Source organism: Pseudomonas sp. O230 (assembly GCF_045447035.1).
In the GTDB taxonomy this organism is placed as follows: Bacteria; Pseudomonadota; Gammaproteobacteria; order Pseudomonadales; family Pseudomonadaceae; genus Aquipseudomonas.
Window position 1 is genome coordinate 460,664 of the sequence record NZ_JBJGXN010000003.1, and the last position, 21,232, is coordinate 481,895.

Below are 21,232 nucleotides of genomic sequence, written 5' to 3' on the forward strand. Positions count from 1 at the left end.
TCACGCCGGCTTGTTCAGCGTCGCCTCAGCCGCCGCGATTTCCGCCTGGCGCTTGATGATCAAGTCGCCCGTCGGCGGACCCTGAAAACGCCGCGCTTCAAAACCGAACCAGACGATGGCCGTCAGCACCAGGAAGCCGATGGTGATGTACAGCGCCCAATCATTCGGTGGCTGGATGCCGATGACGAAGATCACCACCATCGAGAGCACCGAGAGCACGGCGAACAAGGAGAACAACCCGCGCCCCATGTTCCACGGCCCCATGGTCGGCCACTTCGCGGTTCCGTAGGTGAACAGGCCCAGCACGATGGGAATGATGAAAGAGAAGAACAGGAAGATCACCGTGCACGAGACCACGATGGTGTAGACCGGCGTTGCCCCGATCGAGATGACCGACGAGCCCCAGTCGAACAGCACCGCCAAGGTGGCGCCGGTCCAGATGGCGGCCACCGGGCTGCGATATTTCGGCGAGACCGAGGCCAATGCTTTCGAGCAGGGCAGGCCGCCGTCCCGGGAAAACGCGAAGATCATGCGCGACACCGAGGTCACGGTCGCCAGCCCACAGAGAAACTGCGAGATGAAAATCGCCACGTACAGCGCAAGTTTGATGTTCGGGCTCACCTGGGCATTCATGGCCCAGAAGAATACGTTCCAGCCTTGTTTCGCCGCTTCGTCCATGCTCGGCAGCATCAGCACGAACGAGCTCAGCATCACCCAACCGAACAGCAACGACCAGATCACCGACATGACCATGCCACGCGGCACCGACATGGCCGCATTGCGGGTCTCTTCGGAGGTATGCGCCGACGCGTCATAACCGGTGATGGTGTAGATCGGCAACAGCAGGCCGAGCATGAACACCCAACTGTTCGAAACCTGTGGCCAGACACTGCCACCGGCTTCACCGGAATAGTTGCCGAAGGTCCACAACCGGGCGAACTCATAGCTGGGTGCGGAGATCAGGCAGACGAGGGTCAAGGCGAGCGCCGTGGCGAAAATCAGGTAGCCCGAGAAGTCGGTGAGTTTCGCGGTCAGGCCGATGCCCAGATGGTTACACAAGGCCTGGATGCCGGTCAGGATCGCCAGGAAAATCACCCTCAGCGTGGTGGTGTCTTCCATGCCCAGCGCCGGTCCGAAAGCACCGAAAAAGAAGTAATAGGTGCCGACGTTGATCGCGCCGAGCACCGTGACCAGTCCCAGCAGATTGAACCAGGCCGTCAGCCAGCCAGTGAAGCGGTTACCAAGAATCGAACCCCAGTGATAGAGACCGCCAGCGGTGGGGTAGGCTGAGGAAATCTGCGCCATGGCCAGCGCGAACACCCCGGAGATCAGGCAGCCGATGGGCCAGCCGATGCCGATCGCTGCCCCCCCTGCACCCGAGGTGCCCTGGGCCAGTGAATTGATACCACCGGAGAGGATGCAGATGATCGAAAAGGAAATCGCGAAGTTGGAGAACACCCCCATCCGTCGCGACAGTTGCTGGGCATAGCCCATGTTGTGCAAAGCCTTGACGTCCTCGTCATGCGCGTCAGTGCCGGGCTGGCTTGCTGGGTTCATGCTGTGTACCCCTTCAGGTTTTGATTCAATCCACTGGCGAATGCGCAATGGGCTGGCCTTCAACACCTTGTCGTACTGCTCCTTTTACCCACCTAAACGCGGCCGTGATAAGCCGCGTCGAAAATGCTCGCCACCCCCATCTTGGTCAATGGCAGGGGATTGCCGCTGGCCGAGGGATCGACAATCGCCATGTCCGCAATCAGGTCGGCCTGCCGGTCATCCACGCCCAACTCAACCAGGGTATGCGGCACGCCGATGTCTTTGCGCAGCTTGAGAACGAAGGCCAGAAAACTGTCGAAGCCGGGGGAGGGCAGGCGCAGGTACGCTGCGAGGCGGATGATCCGCTCCTCGATGGCCGGGCGATTGAACTGCAACACATACGGCATGAACGTGGCATTGGTCATGCCGTGATGGGTGTCGTACAGCGCGCCCACCGGATGCGAGAGCGCGTGCATGCCGCCCAGGCCTTTCTGAAATGCCGTGGCACCCATCGCCGCCGCAGCGAGCATTTGTCCGCGCGCTTCAAGGTCCGAGGGGGTGTGTACGGCACGCACCAGGGCATTGGCCACCAGACGCATGCCTTCCACCGCAATGCCGTCGGCCAGCGGGTGGAAACCGGGAGCGCAGTACGCCTCCAGACAATGGGCGAACGCATCCATGCCGGTACCGGCGGTGATTTTCGCCGGCATGCCGACCGTGAGCGCCGGATCGCTGATGACCACCCTCGGCATCATTTTCGGGTGGAAGATGATGCGTTTGGTGTGCGTGCGCTCGTCGATGATCACTGCCGCGCGGCCGACTTCGGAACCGGTTCCCGCGGTGGTCGGCACCGCAATGACCGGGGCGATGCGGCTGTCGTCGGCGCGGGTCCAGTAGTCGCCGATGTCTTCGAAATCCCACACCGGTCGAGTCTGGCCGCTCATGAACGCGATGAGCTTGCCCATGTCCAGGCCGCTGCCACCGCCGAAGGCGACCACGCCATCGTGCTGGCCGGCACGCCAGGCTTCGAGCCCACCGGCCAGATTGGCTTCGACCGGATTGGGCTTGAGGTCACAGAACAGCGCGACGCCAAGGCCCGCGGCGCGCAAGGCATCTATCGCCGCCGTGGTGATCGGCGCGCGCCCCAGGCCGCTGTCGGTGACCAGCAGCGGGCGCTGGATGCCCTGGCTGCGGCAGACCTCGGCCAGCTCGGCGATGCGCCCGACCCCGAAGCGAATGCTGGTGGGGTAGTTCCAGTTTCCAGTCAGGTTCATGGCCTACACCTCGTGGCGCAGATGAAAGGATTTGGCGCGGGTCAGGTGCTCGTAACCCAGGCGCGACAGGGTGACGCCGCGTCCGCTGTGCTTGACCCCGGTCCAGGCCAGCGCCGGGTCGAGGTAATCGCAGCGGTTCATGAACACCGTGCCGGTGGCGATCTCGTTGCCGAGGCGTTCGGCGGCGGCGAGATCTTGGGTCCACAGGGAGGCGCTGAGTCCGAACTCACTGTCGTTCATCAAGGCGATGGCTTCGTCGTCGCCAGTCACGGGCATGATGCCGACCACCGGGCCAAAGCTTTCGTCGCGCATCACTGACATGCGATGGTTCACATCCACCAGCACTTGAGGCGCCAGGTAAGCGCTGCCCGGTGCATCGGCGGGAAAAGTTTTCGGATCGATCAACGCTCTGGCGCCCTCGGCCAGCGCGTCGGCAATCTGTCCGCGAACAAAATCAGCGGCGGCCGGCGAGACCATCGGACCCAGCGTGGTGGCTTCGTCCAGCGGGTTGCCCAAGACGTACTGGCGAGTCAGATCGGCGAAGCGCTCGACGAAGGCGGGATAGATTTTCTCGTCCACATAGATGCGCTCGACCGCGCAGCAGCTTTGCCCTGAGTTGAAGAAGCTGCCGTCCACCAGATTTTCCACGGCGTGTTCGAGATTGGCGTCGGCGCGAACGTAGGCCGGGTCTTTGCCGCCGAGCTCCAGGCCCATGCCGATGAAATCTGTGCTGGCTGCTTGTTGGACTTGCAGGCCAGCGTCCACCGAGCCAGTGAAGTTCACCTGTTGTACGTCTCCGGTGACGATGGCTACTGCGGTACTGGCATGACTGAGCAGCAGGTTCTGGAACAACCCTTCAGGCAGATTGGCTCGGCGAAAAGCTTCAGCGAAACGCTCGCCGACCAGCAGGGTTTGCGATGCATGCTTGAGGATGACGCTGTTGCCCGCCATCAACGCCGGAATAATCGTGTTGACGGCGGTCAGATAGGGGTAATTCCACGGGGCGATCACGAGCACCGTACCGAGCGGCTCGCGAGTGATGTAACGCCGAAAACCCGCGACCGGTGCGGGCTCAACGGCTGCAAGCGCTTCAGGCGCAATAGCGATCATGTGCCGGGCTCGCTCTTCGAAACCGCGCAGTTCGCCAGCGCCAAAACGCACCGGTCGACCCATTTGCCAGGCCAGCTCCGGCACGATTTCATCTTTCATGGCGAGCATCGCGTCCACAGCGGCACTGCAAAAAGTTGCGCGCTCGCTCAGTGGTCGGCGCTTCCATTGCGCCTGGGCAGTTGCAGATGCCTCAAGCGCCTGAAGGAGCCGGGCCGTATCTGTTTGTTGGCGCTCGACGTACACCCGGCCATCGACCGGAGAAATAAGCTGAATCTTCGCAGTCATGGTGTGCTCAATAGCGCTCGAAGCCGCGCTGCAGTTCCCAGTCGGTGACCCGCCGGTCGTACTCTTTTTGCTCCCACTCGGCGGTGTGCACGTAGTGCTCGACCACTTCATCGCCGAACGCCTCGCGCAACATGCTCGAGCCTTTCAAGGCGGAGCAGGCATCGCGCAGGGTTTTCGAGACTTCCGGCAGTTGCTCGTCGAGGTAGGCATCGCCCTCGAACGGCGCCGCGAGTTCGAGCTTCTCGTCGACACCGGCCAGGCCCGCCGCAATCAGCGCGGCGAAGGCCAGATAGGGGTTGAGGTCGGCGCCGCCGATGCGGCATTCGATGCGGATGGATTTGCTGCCTTCGGCGCACAAACGAAAGCCGGCGGTGCGATTGTCCCGGCTCCAGACCGCCCGCGTCGGTGCGAAGGTGCCGGCCTGGAAGCGCTTGTATGAATTGATGTAGGGCGCGAGAAAACAGGTGATGTCGTTGGCGTACTTGAGTTGCCCGGCCACCCAGGCGCGCATCAGTTTCGACATGCCGAACTCGGCTTTCGCGTCGAAGAACAGCGGCTTCTTGGCGTTTTTGTCCCACAGCGAATTGTGGATATGGCTGCTGGAACCGGCGGCGTCATAGCGCCACTTGGCCATGAACGTGATCGCCTTGCCTTGCAGCTGTGCGATCTCTTTGCAGGCGTGCTTGATGATGACGTGGTGGTCGGCCATGGTCATGGCATCGGCATAACGAATGTTGATTTCTTCCTGGCCGGGGCCCCATTCACCCTTGGAGTTTTCCACGGGAATGCCGGACGCTTGCAGATGCTTGCGAATCGCCCGCAGCACCGGCTCCTCGCGGGTGGTCTGCAGGATGTTGTAATCCTCGATGTAATGCCCGGCGGTTTTCGGTTGGTGATAGTTGCGCTGGTGGATCGCCTCGTAGCTCTCATCAAACAAATAGAACTCGAGTTCCGAGGCGAACATCCCGGTGTAGCCGCGTTCGCGCAGGCGTTCGACCTGTTTTTTCAGAATCGCCCGCGGGCTGTGCGGCAGGTCCTTTCGATGGTGGTGATCGAGCACATCGCAGAGCACCAGCGCCGTGCATTCCAGCCAGGGCACGCGACGCAGCGTGGACATGTCAGGCTTGAGGACGAAGTCGCCATAGCCTTTGCTCCAACTGGCCGCGGCGTAACCTGGCACCGGTTCCATGTCGATGTCGTCGGCCAGCAGGTAGTTGCAGCAGTGGGTTTCTTCATGGCCACTGTCGATGAAAAACTCGACCTGGAAGCGCTTGCCGACCAGGCGTCCCTGCATGTCGACCATGCAGACCAATACGGTGTCGATTTCACCCGCGGCAGCGGCGCGCTTGAGTGCATCAAAGCTGAGGAGGGGCTCGGTCATCACGTCAATCCTGCGTGAAAGGGTTGGGTCTGTCTGAGATAGCTGTTGCAGACGCTCTCCAGAACAACCAACAACCCTGCAGAATCGAGCATCGTGAGCAATGAGCTGATCCAAGCTTAGCCTACTGTTGGATTGCGCAAGTTTTGGTGATCAAAACCGGTCCTTTCAGTTAGTCTGCGTTCGCGTCATCACCCACTGATCTGGAACCGAACATGATGAAAACCATAGCCCTTGCAGTAGCCATGGTGCTCAACGCAGGGTTCTTCTGCGCGCCCGCCGTTGCGGCGGGTGATGTTGACGTCGGGGCGAAATTATTCACGCGGATCTGCGGTGGCTGTCATCAAGTCGGGGAATCGGCCCGGGGCGGCTTCGGCCCGCAACTCAACGGCATTTTCGGCCGTACTTCGGGTAGCGTGGCGGACTATCAGTATTCCGAGGCGATGAAGTCTGCCGGTATCGTCTGGACTCGCGAGACATTGACGGCTTACCTCGAAGCGCCGAAGAAAGTGGTGCCCGGCACCCGGATGATTTTCTGGGGGCTCAGTGATCCGCAAAAGATTGAGGATGTGTTGGCGTACTTGCAGACGTTTCAGCCGCAGTAACCCATCAATCCGTCACGCACAAATCCCCGGTGGCACGAATCAGTGCCTGACCATGCAACTGATCCTTGATCAGCGCGGACCGCGCTTTGGCCAGCCACTGAGCGCAGTTCGGATCTTTGCGATAGGGCGCGAAATCGGCGTAGTGCTGCAACAGGCGATTTTGCAACTCATCCAGCCGTGGCCGGATCTGTTTGGCGAGGTCTGGCCGTGGCGTGTCAGGCGCCTTGCCCGCCGCTAGCCATTGCGCGAGCAGTCCATATTGCACCAGCTTGTTGGCCTCAACCTGCGCGGCGATCAACTCGGCGATCTCGTCCGGGTTCAATTTTCGATCCACGGCCATCTTCCTGGCGTTGGCAATGACTTGCGCTTCCCGCGCACTGTCGAGGATCGGTTTGCCGCTATCCCATTTGGTCAGCGCAACCAGATCACCCATGCTCAGGCGTTCGTTCATCGTCACCAGCAGCGGTTGCAAACTGGCCGGCGCCGGGGAGGGCGTGCCGGCTTGCGCGCCGCAAGCGAGTAAACCGGACAGGGCGCAGGTCAGCAGCAGACGTGGGGAGAAAAACATGGGCAAACCTCATTGGGTACGGGACTCGCAATCAGGTGTTATGTATCACAGGTGTGCCAGTGGCATTAAGGGGCGCTGATTTATTTGTGCACGAAAAAGCCCGGCGGGTGAGGCCGGGCTTTTTGTCGAGTGCCGCGGTAGGGCTATTCATTCATGCGGCGCGGCTTTCGATCAGACGGTCGGAACCACCTTCAGCCACACGATTCTCGATCAGACGATCGGAACCACCTTCAGCCACACGATTTTCGATCAAACGGTCGGAACCACCTTCAGCCACACGATTTTCGATCAGGCGATCGGAACCACCCTCAGCCACACGATTTTCGATCAGGCGGTCGGAACCACCTTCAGCCACCCGGCTTTCAATCAGACGATCCGAGCCGCCTTCAGCGACAACTGATTTAGCAGAAGAAGCGGCAAAAGCGTTAACTGCAAAAACCGAGAAAGCGATGCTGAGGAAGAGTTGGCGTTTCATGAGGGTGTGCTCCGGGGGAGTTATTGGTGGGTATGGATGCGATGTTACGCCCCGGAGTTTTTAAGAGAACTTCATTGAATTGATGGTGACTATCGACGTCAGCAATGGATGGTTAATTGGGCATCCCCTACGCTAGCTGGTAAACATCAACCCACAAAAAAAACGGACGCCAATCAAGGCGCCCGTGTTCATTTCGGCACAACGCAATCAAGCCTCACGAATCTGACTGACACTCGTCACCTGCCCATTCCAGACCATCTCGTAATGCGCCGCCTGAATCACCGATAAAACCGGCTTCGGCGTCATCAACGCCCAACAATGACTGCCGTGCATTCGCACCGAGTGGTATCGAAGCCCAGGACAACCCGCCTCTTTGACCCGCGTCCCCAAACGCCGGGAGTCGGTGTAATCGACCGGATCATAAACAGGATCGGTGATCGCAATGGACGTCGCATCTTTCATCCCTGCATCCACAAAAGAGCAGGACAACCCGCGGAAAACAAACCGCTCATAGTTCAGGCTCGGCACGTTCGACCAGTACAGACTCTGGTGATGTTTCACTTCGGCCAACGCCGTTTCCAGGGTGTCCGCCAGGTACAGCACCCCGAAACGGCCATCGCTGAACCGCGAACCTGCCGGGTTGACGTGGGTGAACGGCGCTGTCGCGTAAGAGCAGCCAGGAATGCCGAACGGGATTTCACTGCGGCGAATCAGCTCAAGGCGACCCACTTCATTTTTCAGTCGCGGGTTGGTGAGTTCCTGGATCTGATACAGCGCTTCAAATTCGTCCGCATCCGCCACGTCATCAAACAACGCCACCGGTGGGAACTTGGAATTGACCAGTCGATAGGCCTGCAATGGCTCGCCGGCAAGTACTGCCAGCTCGCTCAGCTTTACCATTGCGCGCCCCGCAGCACGTCGATGCGCCGAAAGGTCTCATACAAGGAAATCATATCGCCCTGAGCCATGATCTCGAGCGGCGAGCGTCCGTTGAAGAATTCGTTGTCGTTGGCCATCGAGGGGAAACCGTAGACGTTTTCCGGGTTATCGAACACCAGGCGCAGCGCGGCGTGGATGTTGAGCACGAAACTGATGCGCTGCATCTGATCTGCGTCCAGCGCCACGGCCCAGTCGGGATCGCGTTGGCGGGCGCGGGTGTAAGTGCTGCGAGAGATGCGCAGGATGCGGCAGGCCTGATCGCTGGAGGCTCGCCATTTATCGAGGATGCTGACAGCCGCGCGCAGCCCGGTTACGCACTGGCTTTTGGTGAAGGCTTGTTGCTGGAGGGCAACGGCCATGTTCAATACCTCAAATTGAATCTATAGATTCAAAACTAGGTAAAAAGCGTCTGTGGGGCAAGTTCGTCGCGACCAGTGGTGGCTGCTATCGTAATAAGCCTTGCGATCGCACGATTTCAGAGGAGGCGCAGCATGGACCCTTTCACTGGCGGTTGCCTGTGCGGCAATGTGCGAATTAAGGCATCAGGGCGGCCGTACCGGGTCGGCCTTTGTCATTGTCTCGAGTGCCGCAAGCATCATGGCGCGTTGTTTCACGCCTGCGCGATATTCCCCGAGAGTGCGGTGACGATCACCGGCGAAACACGCGACTACGCCGGGCGGTTTTTCTGTCCACGCTGCGGCTCGTCGGTTTTCGCCCGCACCGACGACGAAATCGAAGTGAGCCTGGGATCGCTGGATGCCCCTGATCAACTGACGCCCACCTACGAAAGCTGGATCGTCCGTCGCGAGTCCTGGCTGCCAGCATTTGCGCTCACCAGACGATACGAACGCGACCGTGAGGGCACGGGCCGTTTTGAAGAGTAGGGCGCACGCTGCCCGACCAGAGATCCAAGAACGTGTAGGAGCTGGCTTGCCAGCGATGGCAACCGCAAGGGCTGCGCAAAAGTCGGGATCGCTTCGCCAGCAAGCTGGCTCCTACAGGAATTGGGCTCGACGACGTCAGGACGTCAGCGATTGAAGCTTCTTCAGGATCTCGATGCTCGGGTCAGCGTTTTTGGCTTTGCCGGATTGTTTGTTGTCAGATCCATCCGTCACCACACCCGCGAGGATTTCAGCCAGGTTGTGAAAGTGCCCGGTCTTTTTCTCGGCGGGATCCGTGCCACCGCTCTGATTGAGCGCCGCTTCCAGCGACAACTTCTGAGTCAACCACTCGGGGGAGGATTTTTCTTCGGGGCTCATGTTGTCCATGAAAGCCAGCGCTGCGCGGGCTCGACCGAAAGGGTCGTTGATAAACGGGTCTTTCCAGTTTTTTTGCTGGTCCGCCGGGCCACTGTAATAGCCGGTGGCGAGCCGGGCTTGCTGGCGCATCAATGCTTGTGCCGAGGCTTGTTCTTGCGCGGTGAATGTTCCGCCTTGATTGGTGGCGACGGCGTTCAGCGAACGTCGGTCCAGATCGCCCATCAACGCATTACGGTCTTCATCGCTGCCGGTGTACGGTTTGCCGCTGGCGGTCATCAGCGCGTATTTGTCATTCATGCGCTTGCGGGCATCCACGGCCACTTCGGCAAAGGTCTTGTCCTTGGAGCTGGAGATCGCGCCAGGTTTGGATGCGCCTAGCACGAGCGCGTCGGCGTTCATCCCCGAACGAACCGGGAAGAACGGTGCATTGCCGATAATCGAGTTGCTGTAATCGGTAGACGTGTTGGACAAGCTCACCGAATCCTCGTTTTGCGCCCTGGCCTGTTCATCTTGAACCACGGATTTTTGCGCGACGGCCACAGATTTTGCTTCGACGGCAGACGTGTAGGCAGACATCGCCGCATTGGTTGAAGTGGACGCAATGATCATTGTTCTTCCTTGGAGTGGCCGCGTTGAGACGCTCAATGTCGGCCAAGATACGCCGTAATTGTGAAGCTGGCATTGAGCTGTTTCAGCAAGGCCGATCCACTGCGCATCAACGTGCCTGCTGCGGCTCGTCACTCGCAAGGGTTCGGTCCTTTCGCAGGGCTCGTCATCCGTACATCGCGCTGTCGATTTCCCGGTGTCGGGTTCGACTATCGTTGGGAATGCGCTTGATCGTCGGTGTTTCCTGCAAGAGCACTTTCACGAAGACGAGCCAGGAGAAAACCATGCGCAAGCTCACCGTTGCTGCTTTCATCAGTCTCGATGGCGTTATTCAAGCGCCCGGCGGCCCTGACGAGGATCCCGGCGGCGAATTCCGTTTCGGTGGCTGGATCGTGCCCTACGCTGACGAAGCCTCCGGCCAGGCCATTCAAGACCTTTTCGCGCAGCCGTTCGAGTTGCTGCTGGGGCGTCGCACCTACGACATCTTCGCGGGGTATTGGCCCGATAAAAACAACCATCCCATCGGCGGCCTGTTCAACCGCGTGCCCAAGCACGTAGCCACCCACCGGCCCGATACGCTCGATTGGCAGAACAGTCATGCATTGAAGGGCACCGTTGCCGACGCGATAGGCGCGCTCAAGCAGCAGGACGGCGCACGGCTGTTGACCCAGGGCAGTGGTGATCTGGTGCGCCAACTGCTGGCGGCCGGGTTGGTCGACGAGCTGCGGCTGATGACATTTCCGGTGGTACTGGGGCGCGGAAAGCGCCTGTTCGGCGACGATGCACTGGCGACGACCTTCACCCTGGCGCACTCGATCACAACGCCGGGCGGTGTCTTGATCAGCCGCTACGAGCGCAGCGGCGACATCCGTACGGGAACGTTCGAAGACGTTGAGTAGGCCAAACTGCCACATTCGTCCCGACTGGCTGCGCAGCTGGAATGAAAGGTCAGTCCCACTTTTGGAGAGCCAAAATGATCAGCAAAAACACAATTTGCCTTTGGTATGACGGCACCGCCCTGGACGCCGCGACGTTCTACGCCGAAACATTCCCGGACAGCACGGTGAACGCTGTCCACCGCGCCCCCGGCGACTATCCGGCGGGCAAGCAGGGCGACGTCCTGACGGTCGAGTTCACGGTGATGGGCCTCCCGTGTCTCGGGTTGAACGGCGGGCCGGGGATCAAGCACAACGAGGCGTTCTCGTTCCAGGTAGCGACCGACGACCAGGCCGAAACGGACCGGTTTTGGAACGCGATTGTCGGAAACGGCGGCCGGGAGAACGTCTGCGGCTGGTGTCAGGACAAGTGGGGCGTGTCGTGGCAGATCACCCCGCGAGTCCTGACGGCGGCGATCACCGATCCCGATCGCGCGGTGGCCAAGCGCGCATTCGACGCGATGATGAAGATGGGCAAGATCGATGTTGCGGCGATTGAAGCGGCCTTGAAGCGTTAACCAACCCTGCTTGCGAATGGATTGCCTGGACCGCTCAGAAGGTCAGCGCAAACTCCACGACACCCCGACATACGCCGCCAAACCCTCACCCGGCGTCGACCGTGCTGCGTCCAGACCTTTGTCGTCGTAGCCCGGCGTAACGGTGGCGGCGTAACGCTTGCCGGTCAGGTTGCGCAGGTCCAGCCAGGTCTGCCAGTCGTCCTTGGGCGCGTTGTAGCCCACGGTCGCGCCGAATATTGCATAAGGATCGGCGTAATAGCTGTTGGCGTAATCCACCGCAACTTTGGACACCCACTGCGTATTGAGCGCGGCGAAGAAGCCTTGGGGCCAGTCGTAGCGCAGTTCGCCCTGGTAGTAATGCATCGGCAGGCCTGGCAGGCGGTTGTCGCCGAAGCGATCGTCGTCGCGGTAGTGGAAGTCGCTGAAGGTGTAGCTCTGGCGCAAGCTCAGTTGACCGCCATCATCGGGTGACCACAGATTGCTCTGCAAGCTGGCCTCCACGCCCTGATGCACGGTCGGGCTGGCGTTGAGTTCGTAAGGCGTGACGGCATTGGCATCCGGCAACACCGAGAGCAATTCGTGCTGCACCTGCGCGTAGTACCAGGCCAGGCTCCATTGCCCCATCGCACTGTCGCCGCGGCCGCCGAGTTCGAGGGTGGTCGCGGTCTGGTTTTGCAGCTTGACCGGATCGCGCTGGGCGCCTGTGGCGGCACCGCTGCCCGCCGGGAAGCGAATGTTGGAGCTGTAGATCAGCGACCACGGGTGTGGGGCTTCGACCGAGCGGCTGAGATTGCCGAACAGCTGCAAATCCGGCGTCAGCTGATAGCGCAGGCCCACGCGTGGGGCGTAATCCCAGTCGCTGAGGCTGGTTTTGCCGCCACCTTGCGGGAAGGTCACGGCGCTTTCGCGGCGAGTGTAAATGGCCGCGAGGCCGGTGGTCAGCCACAGGTCGTCGGCGATCTCCAGATCATTGCCCACATGCAAAACGGTGTCCGAACCCTGGTAGGTGAAGTTGCGAATCGGCGTGCCCGGCGCGTAGCCGGCGGTGTTGCCGGTGGGGATGCGCACCGATTCGCTGGCGCCGGCATTGGGCAGGTGCTTGGTCACGCGCAGGCCCAGCGTGCTATGGCTTTCCAGGCCCCAGAGGGTGTCGCGACGCTTGTAGTCGAAGGTGCCGCTGACATCCGTGTATGCCACCTTCAAGCGGTTGGGGCCTTCGCGCAAGTCCATTGGATAGTCGTGGTAGACAAGGCCGGTCTGGAGGCTCGAATCGTCATCGATGTAGTAGGTGGTCTTGTTGCCGAAGAAGGTACTGCCCGGCTGCTCGCGGTTGTCGTCCCGCGTCACGTAAGCGGGGTTGGCCGCCCGTGGGTCGTGTTCGATGGCGTGCTTGGTCACCCGTCCGGCGAGGTCGTTGTCGGTCTGGCGATAGCGCAGGTAGAAGCGTGTTTCCAGGTTCGGGTTGAAGCGATAGCCGAAGTTGGCGATGACGCCCTGACTCTCGCTGGCCGTGTGGTCCTGGTAGCCGTCTGCGCGCGCATCGGTCGTAGACACGTAATAATCAAAGTCGCCCAACACCTGCCCGGAGCTGACCTGACGCTGCTGGTATCCGCGGCTGCCCGTGGCGTAGCGCACCTGCAACAGCGGTGCGTCGTAGCCGGTGTGGCTGATGTAATTGATGGCGCCGCCCAGGGCCAGCGCGCCCCTGTCGAAACCGTTGGCGCCGCGCAGCACTTCCACATGGTCGAGCCACAGCGGCTCCAGCAGTTCGTAGGGTGTGCCGCCCGGGCCGGTCAGCGGCAGACCGTCGAGCAGGGTGTATAGACCCGAGGCATGGGCGCCCGGTGCACGGTTGATCCCGGAACCACGGATCGAAATCTTCACCCCTTCATTGCCCGCAGACTGGGCATAGACCCCTGGCTGATAAGCCAGCACATCCTGGTTGCTGGCCACGCGGCCCTGCAAGGGACGGCGCAGGTCGACCACATTGGTGCCGCCGGGCACCTGGGCAAGCCGGGCCTTGGCGTCCTCGACCGACGGGTCTTCGCCGCTGCGCTCCTCAGCCTGGATCAGCACTTGTCCCAGCTCCAGGCCTTCGGCCTCGGCCATGGCCGGACAGGCAAGTGCCAGCCCCAACAACGCAGCGGGCAGGGATTTGGGCGAGGACATCGAGAAAACTCCAGACAGACAGGAACACGCAGTGAGAACTGCGACGTATGAACTAACGAGCGGAACACATGGCAATTTTGTTTTTTGGCCAGGTCAACGGCTTCGTCAGGGGCTGCATACGGCCCAGAGTGCGTAAAAACGCCGTCGCGAACCCTTGCTATGATTTCTGAGGATTGCATCGCAGGGATCGCCCATGAAGCGCTTTATCCAAGGTGAACATCGAGGCCAAGGCACCTTACTTTCCGTGAGCCTCGATGACTACTTCAGCGATACCAATCCGGTGCGCGTAGCCGACGTCTTTGTCGACGAACTCGACCTGGTCAAACTGGGTTTTGAAGGTGCCATTCCAGCCGATACTGGCCGGCCTGCTTACCATCCCACGATCCTCCTGAAGATCTACATCTACGGCTATCTGAACCGCATTCAGTCGAGCCGGCGCCTGGAGCGAGAAGCCCAGCGTAACGTCGAATTGATGTGGCTGACCGGCCGCTTGATGCCCGATTTCAAGACCGTTGCCAACTTCCGAAAAGACAACAGCAGGCCATCCGAGGCGTCTGTCGCCAGTTCGTGGTGCTGTGTCAGCGGTTGGGGTTGTTCGGAGAAAATCTGGTGGCCATCGACGGCAGCAAATTCAAAGCAGTCAACAACCGCGACCGCAATTTCACCCGCGCCAAACTGAAGCGGCGAATGGAAGAAATTGAATCGAGCATCAACTGTTACCTGACGGCACTCGATGCTGCCGATCGGCAAGCACCAACAGCTTCCGAGCCCAGCGCTGTGCGGCTGGAGGAGGAAATCGCCAAGCTCAAAACTCAAATGAAGGAGCTTCAAGCGATCGAAATCCAGCTCAATGAATCGCCGGATAAACAGGTCTCACTGACCGATCCAGACGCTCGCTCCATGATGACGCGCGGCACGGGAGTCGTCGGCTACAACGTGCAGACAGCGGTCGATACTCAGCACCATTTGATCGTTGCACGATGCGAGTCCGAAAGCGGACTGTTGAGCATCCCTTCGGGACGCTCAAGCAATGGATGGGGGCGACGCACTTTGTGACGCGAAAGCTGGCCGGGGTGAGTGCGCAGATGAGCTTGAATGTGCTCGCCTACAACTTGAAACGGGTCATGAAAATCATTGGTACCCATCATTTGATGAAAGCGCTAACGGCCTAAAAACCGGCTTGTTTTTACGTCTCTCGATGATCTGGCGCGTTGCTGGGGCGGTTTAGCTCATCAGGAAGGGACATCGTGCCTTGATCAGGCTACGAAGCCGGACTGCCGCTCAGCCTTGAAGATCGAAACGGGATCTAGCTTTTTTACACACGCTGGACCCGTTGCAGCCATTCGGGACGTGTTCCCTTGGAAGAATGCCAGGACAGTCCATAAATGTTGGCGTAAAACCAGCCGAAACACTATGGGGCGACTGCCGCTCGGGCCATTAGCCAAGACTGCTTGGATCCGTGAGTCAGAGGGGGTAGCGCATTTTTGTGGGCCTAGGGAAGCGAGCTGCAGGACCGAACCACTCAAGCAATTCCGCCATCGCGGCGTTCATGCATTAACCTGCGCATTCCTTTTCACCTGCGAGCTGTTTGCTTGCTTGTATAGTTAGCTGGTCAGGAATAGATTCAACCCTTCAAGGATGCTATCTAGCCATCATCCAAAGCGAAATTGCCGTGATTTACCCAAATCGCTCGGTTACAACTCCCCCCTTGATCTCAACGACGTTTATGTTTGCTGTTGGCTGATAGTCCGTCACTAAGACGTTGCTATGTTGCGTTTCAATCCAGTAAGGATTACCGAATGCGCGTGATGATTCTGGACGATGACCCCTGGATATCAGATCTTTTAAAACAGCTCGTGTTGAGCATCCGTCCGGTTGCTCAGGTCGATTGCTTTATCGATGTCGCTAGCGCTTTAGACGCTTGGCAGCCGAGTACCTATCAGTTGGTGATGGCCGACTGGAATCTACCGGATGCCCCCGGCGTCAACCTGTTGCAGAAAATTCGCGAAAAAGATCAAAGCACGCCGCTGATCATGATCACCGGGCGCGCTGATCGAGACAGTGTGCTGGCGGTAAAATCGCTGAGAGTCAGCGCTTTTTTCACCAAGCCATTCCAGGTTTCGCGCGTCGTACAATGCCTGGATAAGCTCCTTCCGCTGGATGAGTCCCCCCGAGCGACCACTGTCAACAATGAAGACCTGATCAGCTATCTCAGTGGTTTGTCTGCGGCAGAGTTGGACTTGCCTTTACTGGCTTCGGTAAAAGACAAGCTTCAGCTCGGCTATGGCGGGGCGGTGATGGATTTGCGGGAACTCGCCAATGATTGGCAGTATGACCCGGCGCTATGTGCGCACTTGATCGCCGCCGCCAACGGTGCCGCGTATCTCGGGCTCGGGCAGCCATGCACGAATTTGAACGGTGCCTTGGCGCGGCTGGGAGGGCTTTCCAGCGTGAATCTGGCGATCAGCCAGGCCCTGCGACAGACCAATACTCAACCTGACGGCATGCTGATGCCTTTCATCCAGGCTCATCTGGATGATGCCGAGCGTTTAGCTGAAAGGGTTGTGCTCCTGGCTCAACAATGTGGTCTGGATCCCGCTCCGCTGCAAAGTGCCGCCCTGTTGCACCGCATGGGCGAACTCTGTGTGCTGTTCCAAACTCAGAAATGGGAGAACCAGGGCAACAGCGTGACCGAAGAAACGCTTACCCACGCTGTCCGTGATTTTTCAGCGCCTTTTGCCATGCGCTTGAAAGCGCGCTGGGGGCTGCCTATGGTTCTACGCGAGTTGATAGGCGCAATTTATGCGTTGCCCCACATGCAAGTTCGCCGCGAACAAGTGGTGATGCGCCTTGCTGCCGCCATGAACAACGGCGAACCCGAAGCAGACATAGACAGACTTCAACGATTAGCCGGCCTGACCTGAGCGTGTTCGTGACTTGCAGGTTGGACATCTTGCGGCCCCCCCCCAACAGGGGTTGAACTTTAATCTGGAAGGCTGAAGGCCTTCTGCGATGGGACAATGCGGGTGAGAAAGCATAAGTTTTTTGCATGGAACTGGGGAGTAGCTATCACTCTGGCAGTGGGTTTAGGGGCAAGCATTCTGGGTGGCTGGATCCTTGAGCGCATCAACGAACAGCAGGCTCAAGAATCGATTACAAAGGCGACCGAAGACGCCGCTGATTTGGTTTTGGCTCGCCTCAATCTTTACCAGTATGGATTGCGAGGTGCTCGTGGAGCGTTGCTGACAGCGGGCGAAAATGGCATCAGTCGTGAGGTTTTTGACCACTATAACCAGACGCGCGACCTCGTTGCCGAGTTCCCTGGTGCAAGTGCCTTGGGCTTTATCAGGCGTGTGCCGGAACAGGATGAAAGCGAGTTTCTCAAGCACGTTCGAGCCGACGGTAAAGCTGACTTTTCCATTCGTCAATTTTCTGCCCATTCGGGTGAGCGTTACGTAGTTCTGTATGTCGAACCGCTCGAGGGTAACCAGCCTGCCATTGGCTTGGACATCGCTTCAGAAACATCTCGGCGAGAGGCGGCACAATCCTCGATACAGAGTGGTGTGCCAAGGATCACTGGGCCCATAACGCTTATACAGGCCCTAGGAAAACCGCAGCAGTCTTTCCTGGTGTTGATGCCCATCTTTCGCAGCGGAGTGACTCCGGCGACCGCTGCTGAACGAGAGGCCGCAGCTTTTGGCTGGAGCTATTTTGTGTTGCAGACCGAGGAGGTACTCAAAGGCCTGCGCATAGAAAATGAGACGGTAAAGCTTCGATTGAGGGATATCACTGTCCCAGGGCAAGAGAAACTGTTTTTTGAAAGCAGCAACGACTCGACTAGCCAAAAAACGCTGATGACGCATCAGCTGGAGCGCGAGGTATACGGGAGGCGGTGGCAAATCGAACTCGACGCAAATTCGCTGTTTATTCAGCGCCTACATCAGGTCTCACCAAAAGTTGTGCTGTTTTTCGGTGGTTTTCTCACGCTTCTTCTGGCGACCTTGGCGAGTGTCGTGAGTGTCAGCCGTCAACGTCGGCGACAGATATTTGCCGAGCAGGCAAGGCTGGCTTCCATCGTTGAAAGCTCGGGCGATGGCATTATTGGAAAAACCCTCGATGGCGTCGTCACCAACTGGAACAAAGGAGCCGAGCGCCTTTTTGGGTTCACCGCCGAGGAAGCGGTGGGACAGACACTCGCCAATCTGATTGTTCCAGCAGAACTTGTCACAGAGGAAGCTCATATCCTTGCGCAGATCAAGGCGGGTGAGCGTATCGGCAGCTTTGATACGCAACGCCATCACAAAGACAGGCGACTGATCGATGTCTCCGTCAGTATCTCCCCCATTTATGGCGAGGGTGGTCGCGTCATTGGGGCGTCCAAGACGTTAAGGGATATCTCGGCGAAAAAAGTCGCAGAGGCCCGAATTCTTGAACTCAACTCCAACCTGGAAGAGCAGGTTGCGCAACGAACATCCGAGTTGCGGCATCTCAATCTGTTGTTGGACACGGTGCTGCGCTCGGCTACTGAGGTTTCCATCATTGCGACGGATCTCGATGGCGTTATCCGTGTGTTCAACAAAGGCGCCGAGCATTTGTTGGGTTATGACGCCGATGAATTAGTAGGCAAAGACACCCCGGCGCTCTTCCATGTCCCAGAGGAAGTCGCTGCACGTGGCGTTGAGCTGAGCGAGGAGTACGCTCAGACTATCGACGGTTTCCGTGTGCTTACCCATAAACCTGAGCTTGAAGGCGCAGAAACCCGAGAGTGGACTTACACACGCAAGGATGGCTCGCGGTTTCCTGTCACGCTAGTGGTTACCTCCATGCGCGATGCCGATGGGGTATTGAGCGGTTACCTGGGGATTGCGGTAGATATCACCGAACGTAAAGCGGCAGAAAAGGAGTTGGCTGCGAGCCTGAAGACGACACTGGAACAACGTAGCGAACTGATGACGGTGCACGATCAACTGCTGATGGCTGCTGAAGTAGCCGAATTGGGCGTTTGGTCTTGGACGTTGGCGGACAATAACTTGCAGTGGAATGACCGCATGTTCGAGTTCTACGGGCAGCCACTGACGTTGCGCAATACCGGTCTGAGCTACATGCACTGGTACTCACGTGTTCACCCTGAGGATGTCGTGGCAGCGGCTGCAAAGCTGAATGCTGCCGTCGAGGGGACTGATGTGTATGACACAATTTTCCGTGTCGTTCGCCTGGACGGCCAGATCCGCTTTATCCACGCTGGTGCGCAAATTGAACGGGATCATGCTGGTGTGGCTTTGCGCGTGACCGGGATCAATCGGGACATCACTGCCCAGCGCGAACTCGAGTCGCGCCTGCATTACGCCAAGGAACAAGCTGATGGGGCAAGTGCGGCCAAGTCTGCTTTTCTGGCCAACATGAGCCATGAAATACGCACGCCAATGAATGCTGTGCTGGGTATGTTGCAGTTGGTGCAGAACACTGACCTGAATGGTCGCCAACTCGATTATGTGACCAAAGCGCAGACCGCTGCGAAATCGCTGCTGGGTTTGCTCAATGACATCCTCGATTACTCCAAGATTGAGGCTGGCAAGTTGCAACTCGATTTGCACCCGTTCGAGCTCGAACCGCTCATGCGTGACCTCGCTGTAGTGCTGGCAGGTAACCAGGGCGAGAAGGAGGTTGAGGTCATGTTCGACCTGGACTCCAATTTACCCAACGACCTGATCGGCGATAGCCTGCGACTGCAACAGGTACTAATCAACTTGGCGGGTAATGCCCTCAAGTTCACCCTGGAAGGCCAGGTCGTGGTAAGCGTTCAACAACTGAAACGCACGGAAAATGCTGTGAGCTTGCGCATCGCCGTTTCTGATACCGGCATTGGTATCAGCCCGGAACAGCTTCAGCGCATTTTTGAAGGCTTCACTCAGGCCGAGGCTTCAACTTCCCGGCGCTTTGGTGGCACAGGTTTGGGGCTGGTGATCTGCAAGCGGTTGGTCACCTTGATGGGGGGTGAACTGGAGGTGGAGAGCCAGCAAGGTGTCGGGAGTCGTTTCTGGTTCGACATCACTCTGGATGTAGCGCCGACGTCACTGCCGAGATCCGCCTTTACTGGAGTCGATGTGCCCTTACGGATTCTGGTCGTCGACGACAACGCCATGGCGGGTGAATTGCTGTTGCGAACCGTTCATGCATTGGGATGGAAGGCTGACCGCGTAAGTGGTGGCACGCATGCGGTGGAATGGGTGAAGAAAGCCCAGGCGCTAGGTGAGGCCTACGACGTGGTGCTGATGGACTGGCGGATGTCCGATATGGATGGGCTGAGCGCTGCGCAATTGATCCATCAGCAGGGTAACGGAGTGCCACCTCCGATGGTCATTATGATCACTGCTTACGGCCGCGAGGTATTGGCCGACGCCCATCAGGCTGGAGATGCACCCTTCGTGGATTTTCTCACCAAACCTGTCACTCCCAAGCAGCTAGCCGACGCTGTTCAGCGAGCACTCAAGGGTAAAGACCTGCTGCATTCCCCCCTTCCTCGGTCAACGGTTGACAGGCCACGGCGTCTGGCCGGGCTGCGACTATTGGTGGTGGAAGACAACATGCTCAATCGCCAGGTCGCCGATGAGTTACTGACAAGTGAAGGTGCGCAGGTGACACTGGCTGAAGGCGGGCTGGAAGGTGTGAGCAAGGTGATGAATGAGCGTGTGTCCTTCGACGTCGTATTAATGGATATCCAAATGCCGGATATTGATGGCTTGGAGGCGACTCGTCGCATTCGATCGAATCCGCGCTTTGCAGCGTTGCCGATAGTAGCGATGACCGCAAATGCCTCCAATACCGACCGGGAAGCCTGTCTTGCTGCGGGGATGAATGATCATGTCGGCAAACCGATAGACCTGGAAAAACTCGTCGTAACGCTGCTCTTTCAAGCGTGCCGTGAAGATAGCCAGGCATCTTTAGCCTTGGGACAAGCCAATACAGGAGAAGGCGTTATAGAGTCTCGTGCATCAACGATTGACCGCTTTGGTGGTGACCTCGACTTGATTCGCAAGGTGCTACGTACCTTTGGCCCAGAGATGGAAAAACAGCTTGTCCAGTTGCGCGATCAGATCCAGCGGCAAGATGCATCGGGAGCCGCGTTTGTACTCCATACCATTAAAGGTAGCAGCGGCACCATGGGGGCCAAGGCGTTGTCGCTGCTGGCCGGCAACCTGGAGCACACACTAATACACGGAGATGCAGATTCTGTAGCGAGCCTCTTGGTCGACCCAACATGGCTTGACGAGTTGAGCAGGTTGCTGCAACAAAGCCTTGAGCAAATGAATGTCGATTTTGGCCAGAGCCCGCGTGTAATAAGCAGTGCTGACGACGACTCCATGGCGCCGGCGCAATGGAGAGAGTCCCTAGAGGAGATTTTGCTGTTGTTGGAAGCGGGTAACCTTCAAGCCATAGAAATGGCAGACGCATTGGCGTCAAAAACGCCACAATCCCTGCGTCCACAGTTCGACGAACTTGTTCTCAGGGTGCAGTCGCTAGACTTCACCGCTGCGATGCCGATTGGTCGTGACCTGTTGAGATCAGCCTGATGGA

General features: G+C 58.7%; 16 protein-coding genes and 1 pseudogene. 7 read left to right on the forward strand and 10 right to left on the reverse strand.

Features of this window, described 5'->3' with window-relative positions:
- From ACI77H_RS08530 to ACI77H_RS08545, 4 genes are all read right to left on the reverse strand, one after another.
- On the reverse strand, positions 1-1,557 hold the full coding sequence (locus ACI77H_RS08530; RefSeq protein WP_407011466.1) for an amino acid permease: 1,557 nt from the start codon (positions 1,555-1,557) through the stop codon (positions 1-3).
- Positions 1,558-1,649: 92 nt separating this feature from the next.
- The gene (locus ACI77H_RS08535) at positions 1,650-2,810 is read right to left on the reverse strand and encodes an iron-containing alcohol dehydrogenase (protein ID WP_407011467.1); all 1,161 of its coding nucleotides are present in this window, start codon (positions 2,808-2,810) and stop codon (positions 1,650-1,652) included.
- Positions 2,811-2,813: 3 nt separating this feature from the next.
- Entirely contained in the window at positions 2,814-4,205 is a 1,392-nt protein-coding gene (locus tag ACI77H_RS08540) for an aldehyde dehydrogenase family protein (RefSeq protein WP_407011468.1), read from the reverse strand.
- 7 nt (positions 4,206-4,212) lie between these two features.
- Positions 4,213-5,586 carry a glutamine synthetase family protein gene (locus tag ACI77H_RS08545; RefSeq protein WP_407011469.1) on the reverse strand — a complete coding sequence of 458 codons (1,374 nt, stop codon included), beginning with the start codon at positions 5,584-5,586 and terminating at the stop codon, positions 4,213-4,215.
- 212 nt (positions 5,587-5,798) lie between these two features.
- On the opposite strand from ACI77H_RS08545, the gene ACI77H_RS08550 reads away from it, so the two are divergent.
- Complete coding sequence (locus tag ACI77H_RS08550; protein WP_407011470.1) at positions 5,799-6,188, forward strand: c-type cytochrome; 390 nt, start codon at positions 5,799-5,801, stop codon at positions 6,186-6,188.
- Between the two features lie 4 nt (positions 6,189-6,192).
- On the opposite strand, the gene ACI77H_RS08555 is transcribed toward ACI77H_RS08550, so the two are convergent.
- The 4 genes from ACI77H_RS08555 to ACI77H_RS08570 all read right to left on the reverse strand — a co-directional run bounded on the left by ACI77H_RS08555 (position 6,193) and on the right by ACI77H_RS08570 (position 8,529).
- A complete protein-coding gene (locus ACI77H_RS08555; protein ID WP_407011471.1) occupies positions 6,193-6,756 on the reverse strand; it encodes a chorismate mutase in 564 nt (187 codons plus the stop codon).
- A gap of 151 nt (positions 6,757-6,907) precedes the next feature.
- Positions 6,908-7,231, reverse strand: coding sequence for a hypothetical protein (locus tag ACI77H_RS08560; protein ID WP_407011473.1), 324 nt, complete (start codon positions 7,229-7,231; stop codon positions 6,908-6,910).
- A gap of 207 nt (positions 7,232-7,438) precedes the next feature.
- A complete protein-coding gene (locus ACI77H_RS08565) occupies positions 7,439-8,131 on the reverse strand; it encodes an RES family NAD+ phosphorylase (protein ID WP_407011474.1) in 693 nt (230 codons plus the stop codon).
- Positions 8,125-8,529, reverse strand: coding sequence for an antitoxin Xre-like helix-turn-helix domain-containing protein (locus ACI77H_RS08570; RefSeq protein ID WP_407011475.1), 405 nt, complete (start codon positions 8,527-8,529; stop codon positions 8,125-8,127). Before ACI77H_RS08570 ends, ACI77H_RS08565 begins: the two co-directional genes overlap by 7 nt.
- 132 nt (positions 8,530-8,661) lie before the next feature.
- Here ACI77H_RS08570 and ACI77H_RS08575 point away from each other — a divergent pair, with 132 nt between their 5' ends.
- Complete coding sequence (locus ACI77H_RS08575; RefSeq protein WP_407011476.1) at positions 8,662-9,054, forward strand: GFA family protein; 393 nt, start codon at positions 8,662-8,664, stop codon at positions 9,052-9,054.
- A gap of 135 nt (positions 9,055-9,189) precedes the next feature.
- On the opposite strand, the gene ACI77H_RS08580 is transcribed toward ACI77H_RS08575, so the two are convergent.
- Positions 9,190-10,170: a hypothetical protein gene (locus ACI77H_RS08580; RefSeq protein ID WP_407011477.1), complete on the reverse strand. Its 981-nt coding sequence runs from the start codon at positions 10,168-10,170 to the stop codon at positions 9,190-9,192.
- 149 nt (positions 10,171-10,319) lie between these two features.
- Between ACI77H_RS08580 and ACI77H_RS08585 the strand changes: the two genes are divergently transcribed.
- Positions 10,320-10,934 carry a dihydrofolate reductase family protein gene (locus ACI77H_RS08585; protein WP_407011479.1) on the forward strand — a complete coding sequence of 205 codons (615 nt, stop codon included), beginning with the start codon at positions 10,320-10,322 and terminating at the stop codon, positions 10,932-10,934.
- Positions 10,935-11,008: 74 nt separating this feature from the next.
- Positions 11,009-11,488, forward strand: a complete 480-nt coding sequence (locus tag ACI77H_RS08590; RefSeq protein WP_407011480.1) for a VOC family protein — start codon at positions 11,009-11,011, stop codon at positions 11,486-11,488.
- Between the two features lie 42 nt (positions 11,489-11,530).
- Here the strand turns inward: ACI77H_RS08590 and ACI77H_RS08595 are convergent, their stop codons facing one another.
- Positions 11,531-13,657 carry a TonB-dependent receptor family protein gene (locus ACI77H_RS08595; protein WP_407011481.1) on the reverse strand — a complete coding sequence of 709 codons (2,127 nt, stop codon included), beginning with the start codon at positions 13,655-13,657 and terminating at the stop codon, positions 11,531-11,533.
- Between the two features lie 193 nt (positions 13,658-13,850).
- Here ACI77H_RS08595 and ACI77H_RS08600 point away from each other — a divergent pair.
- The 3 genes and pseudogenes from ACI77H_RS08600 (at position 13,851) to ACI77H_RS08610 (ending at position 21,228) form a co-directional block, all read left to right on the forward strand.
- Positions 13,851-14,829 (forward strand): annotated as a pseudogene (locus ACI77H_RS08600) (transposase).
- 627 nt (positions 14,830-15,456) lie between these two features.
- Complete coding sequence (locus ACI77H_RS08605; RefSeq protein ID WP_407011482.1) at positions 15,457-16,581, forward strand: response regulator; 1,125 nt, start codon at positions 15,457-15,459, stop codon at positions 16,579-16,581.
- 96 nt (positions 16,582-16,677) lie between these two features.
- Positions 16,678-21,228: a CHASE domain-containing protein gene (locus ACI77H_RS08610; protein ID WP_407011483.1), complete on the forward strand. Its 4,551-nt coding sequence runs from the start codon at positions 16,678-16,680 to the stop codon at positions 21,226-21,228.
- Positions 21,229-21,232: the final 4 nt, after the last annotated feature.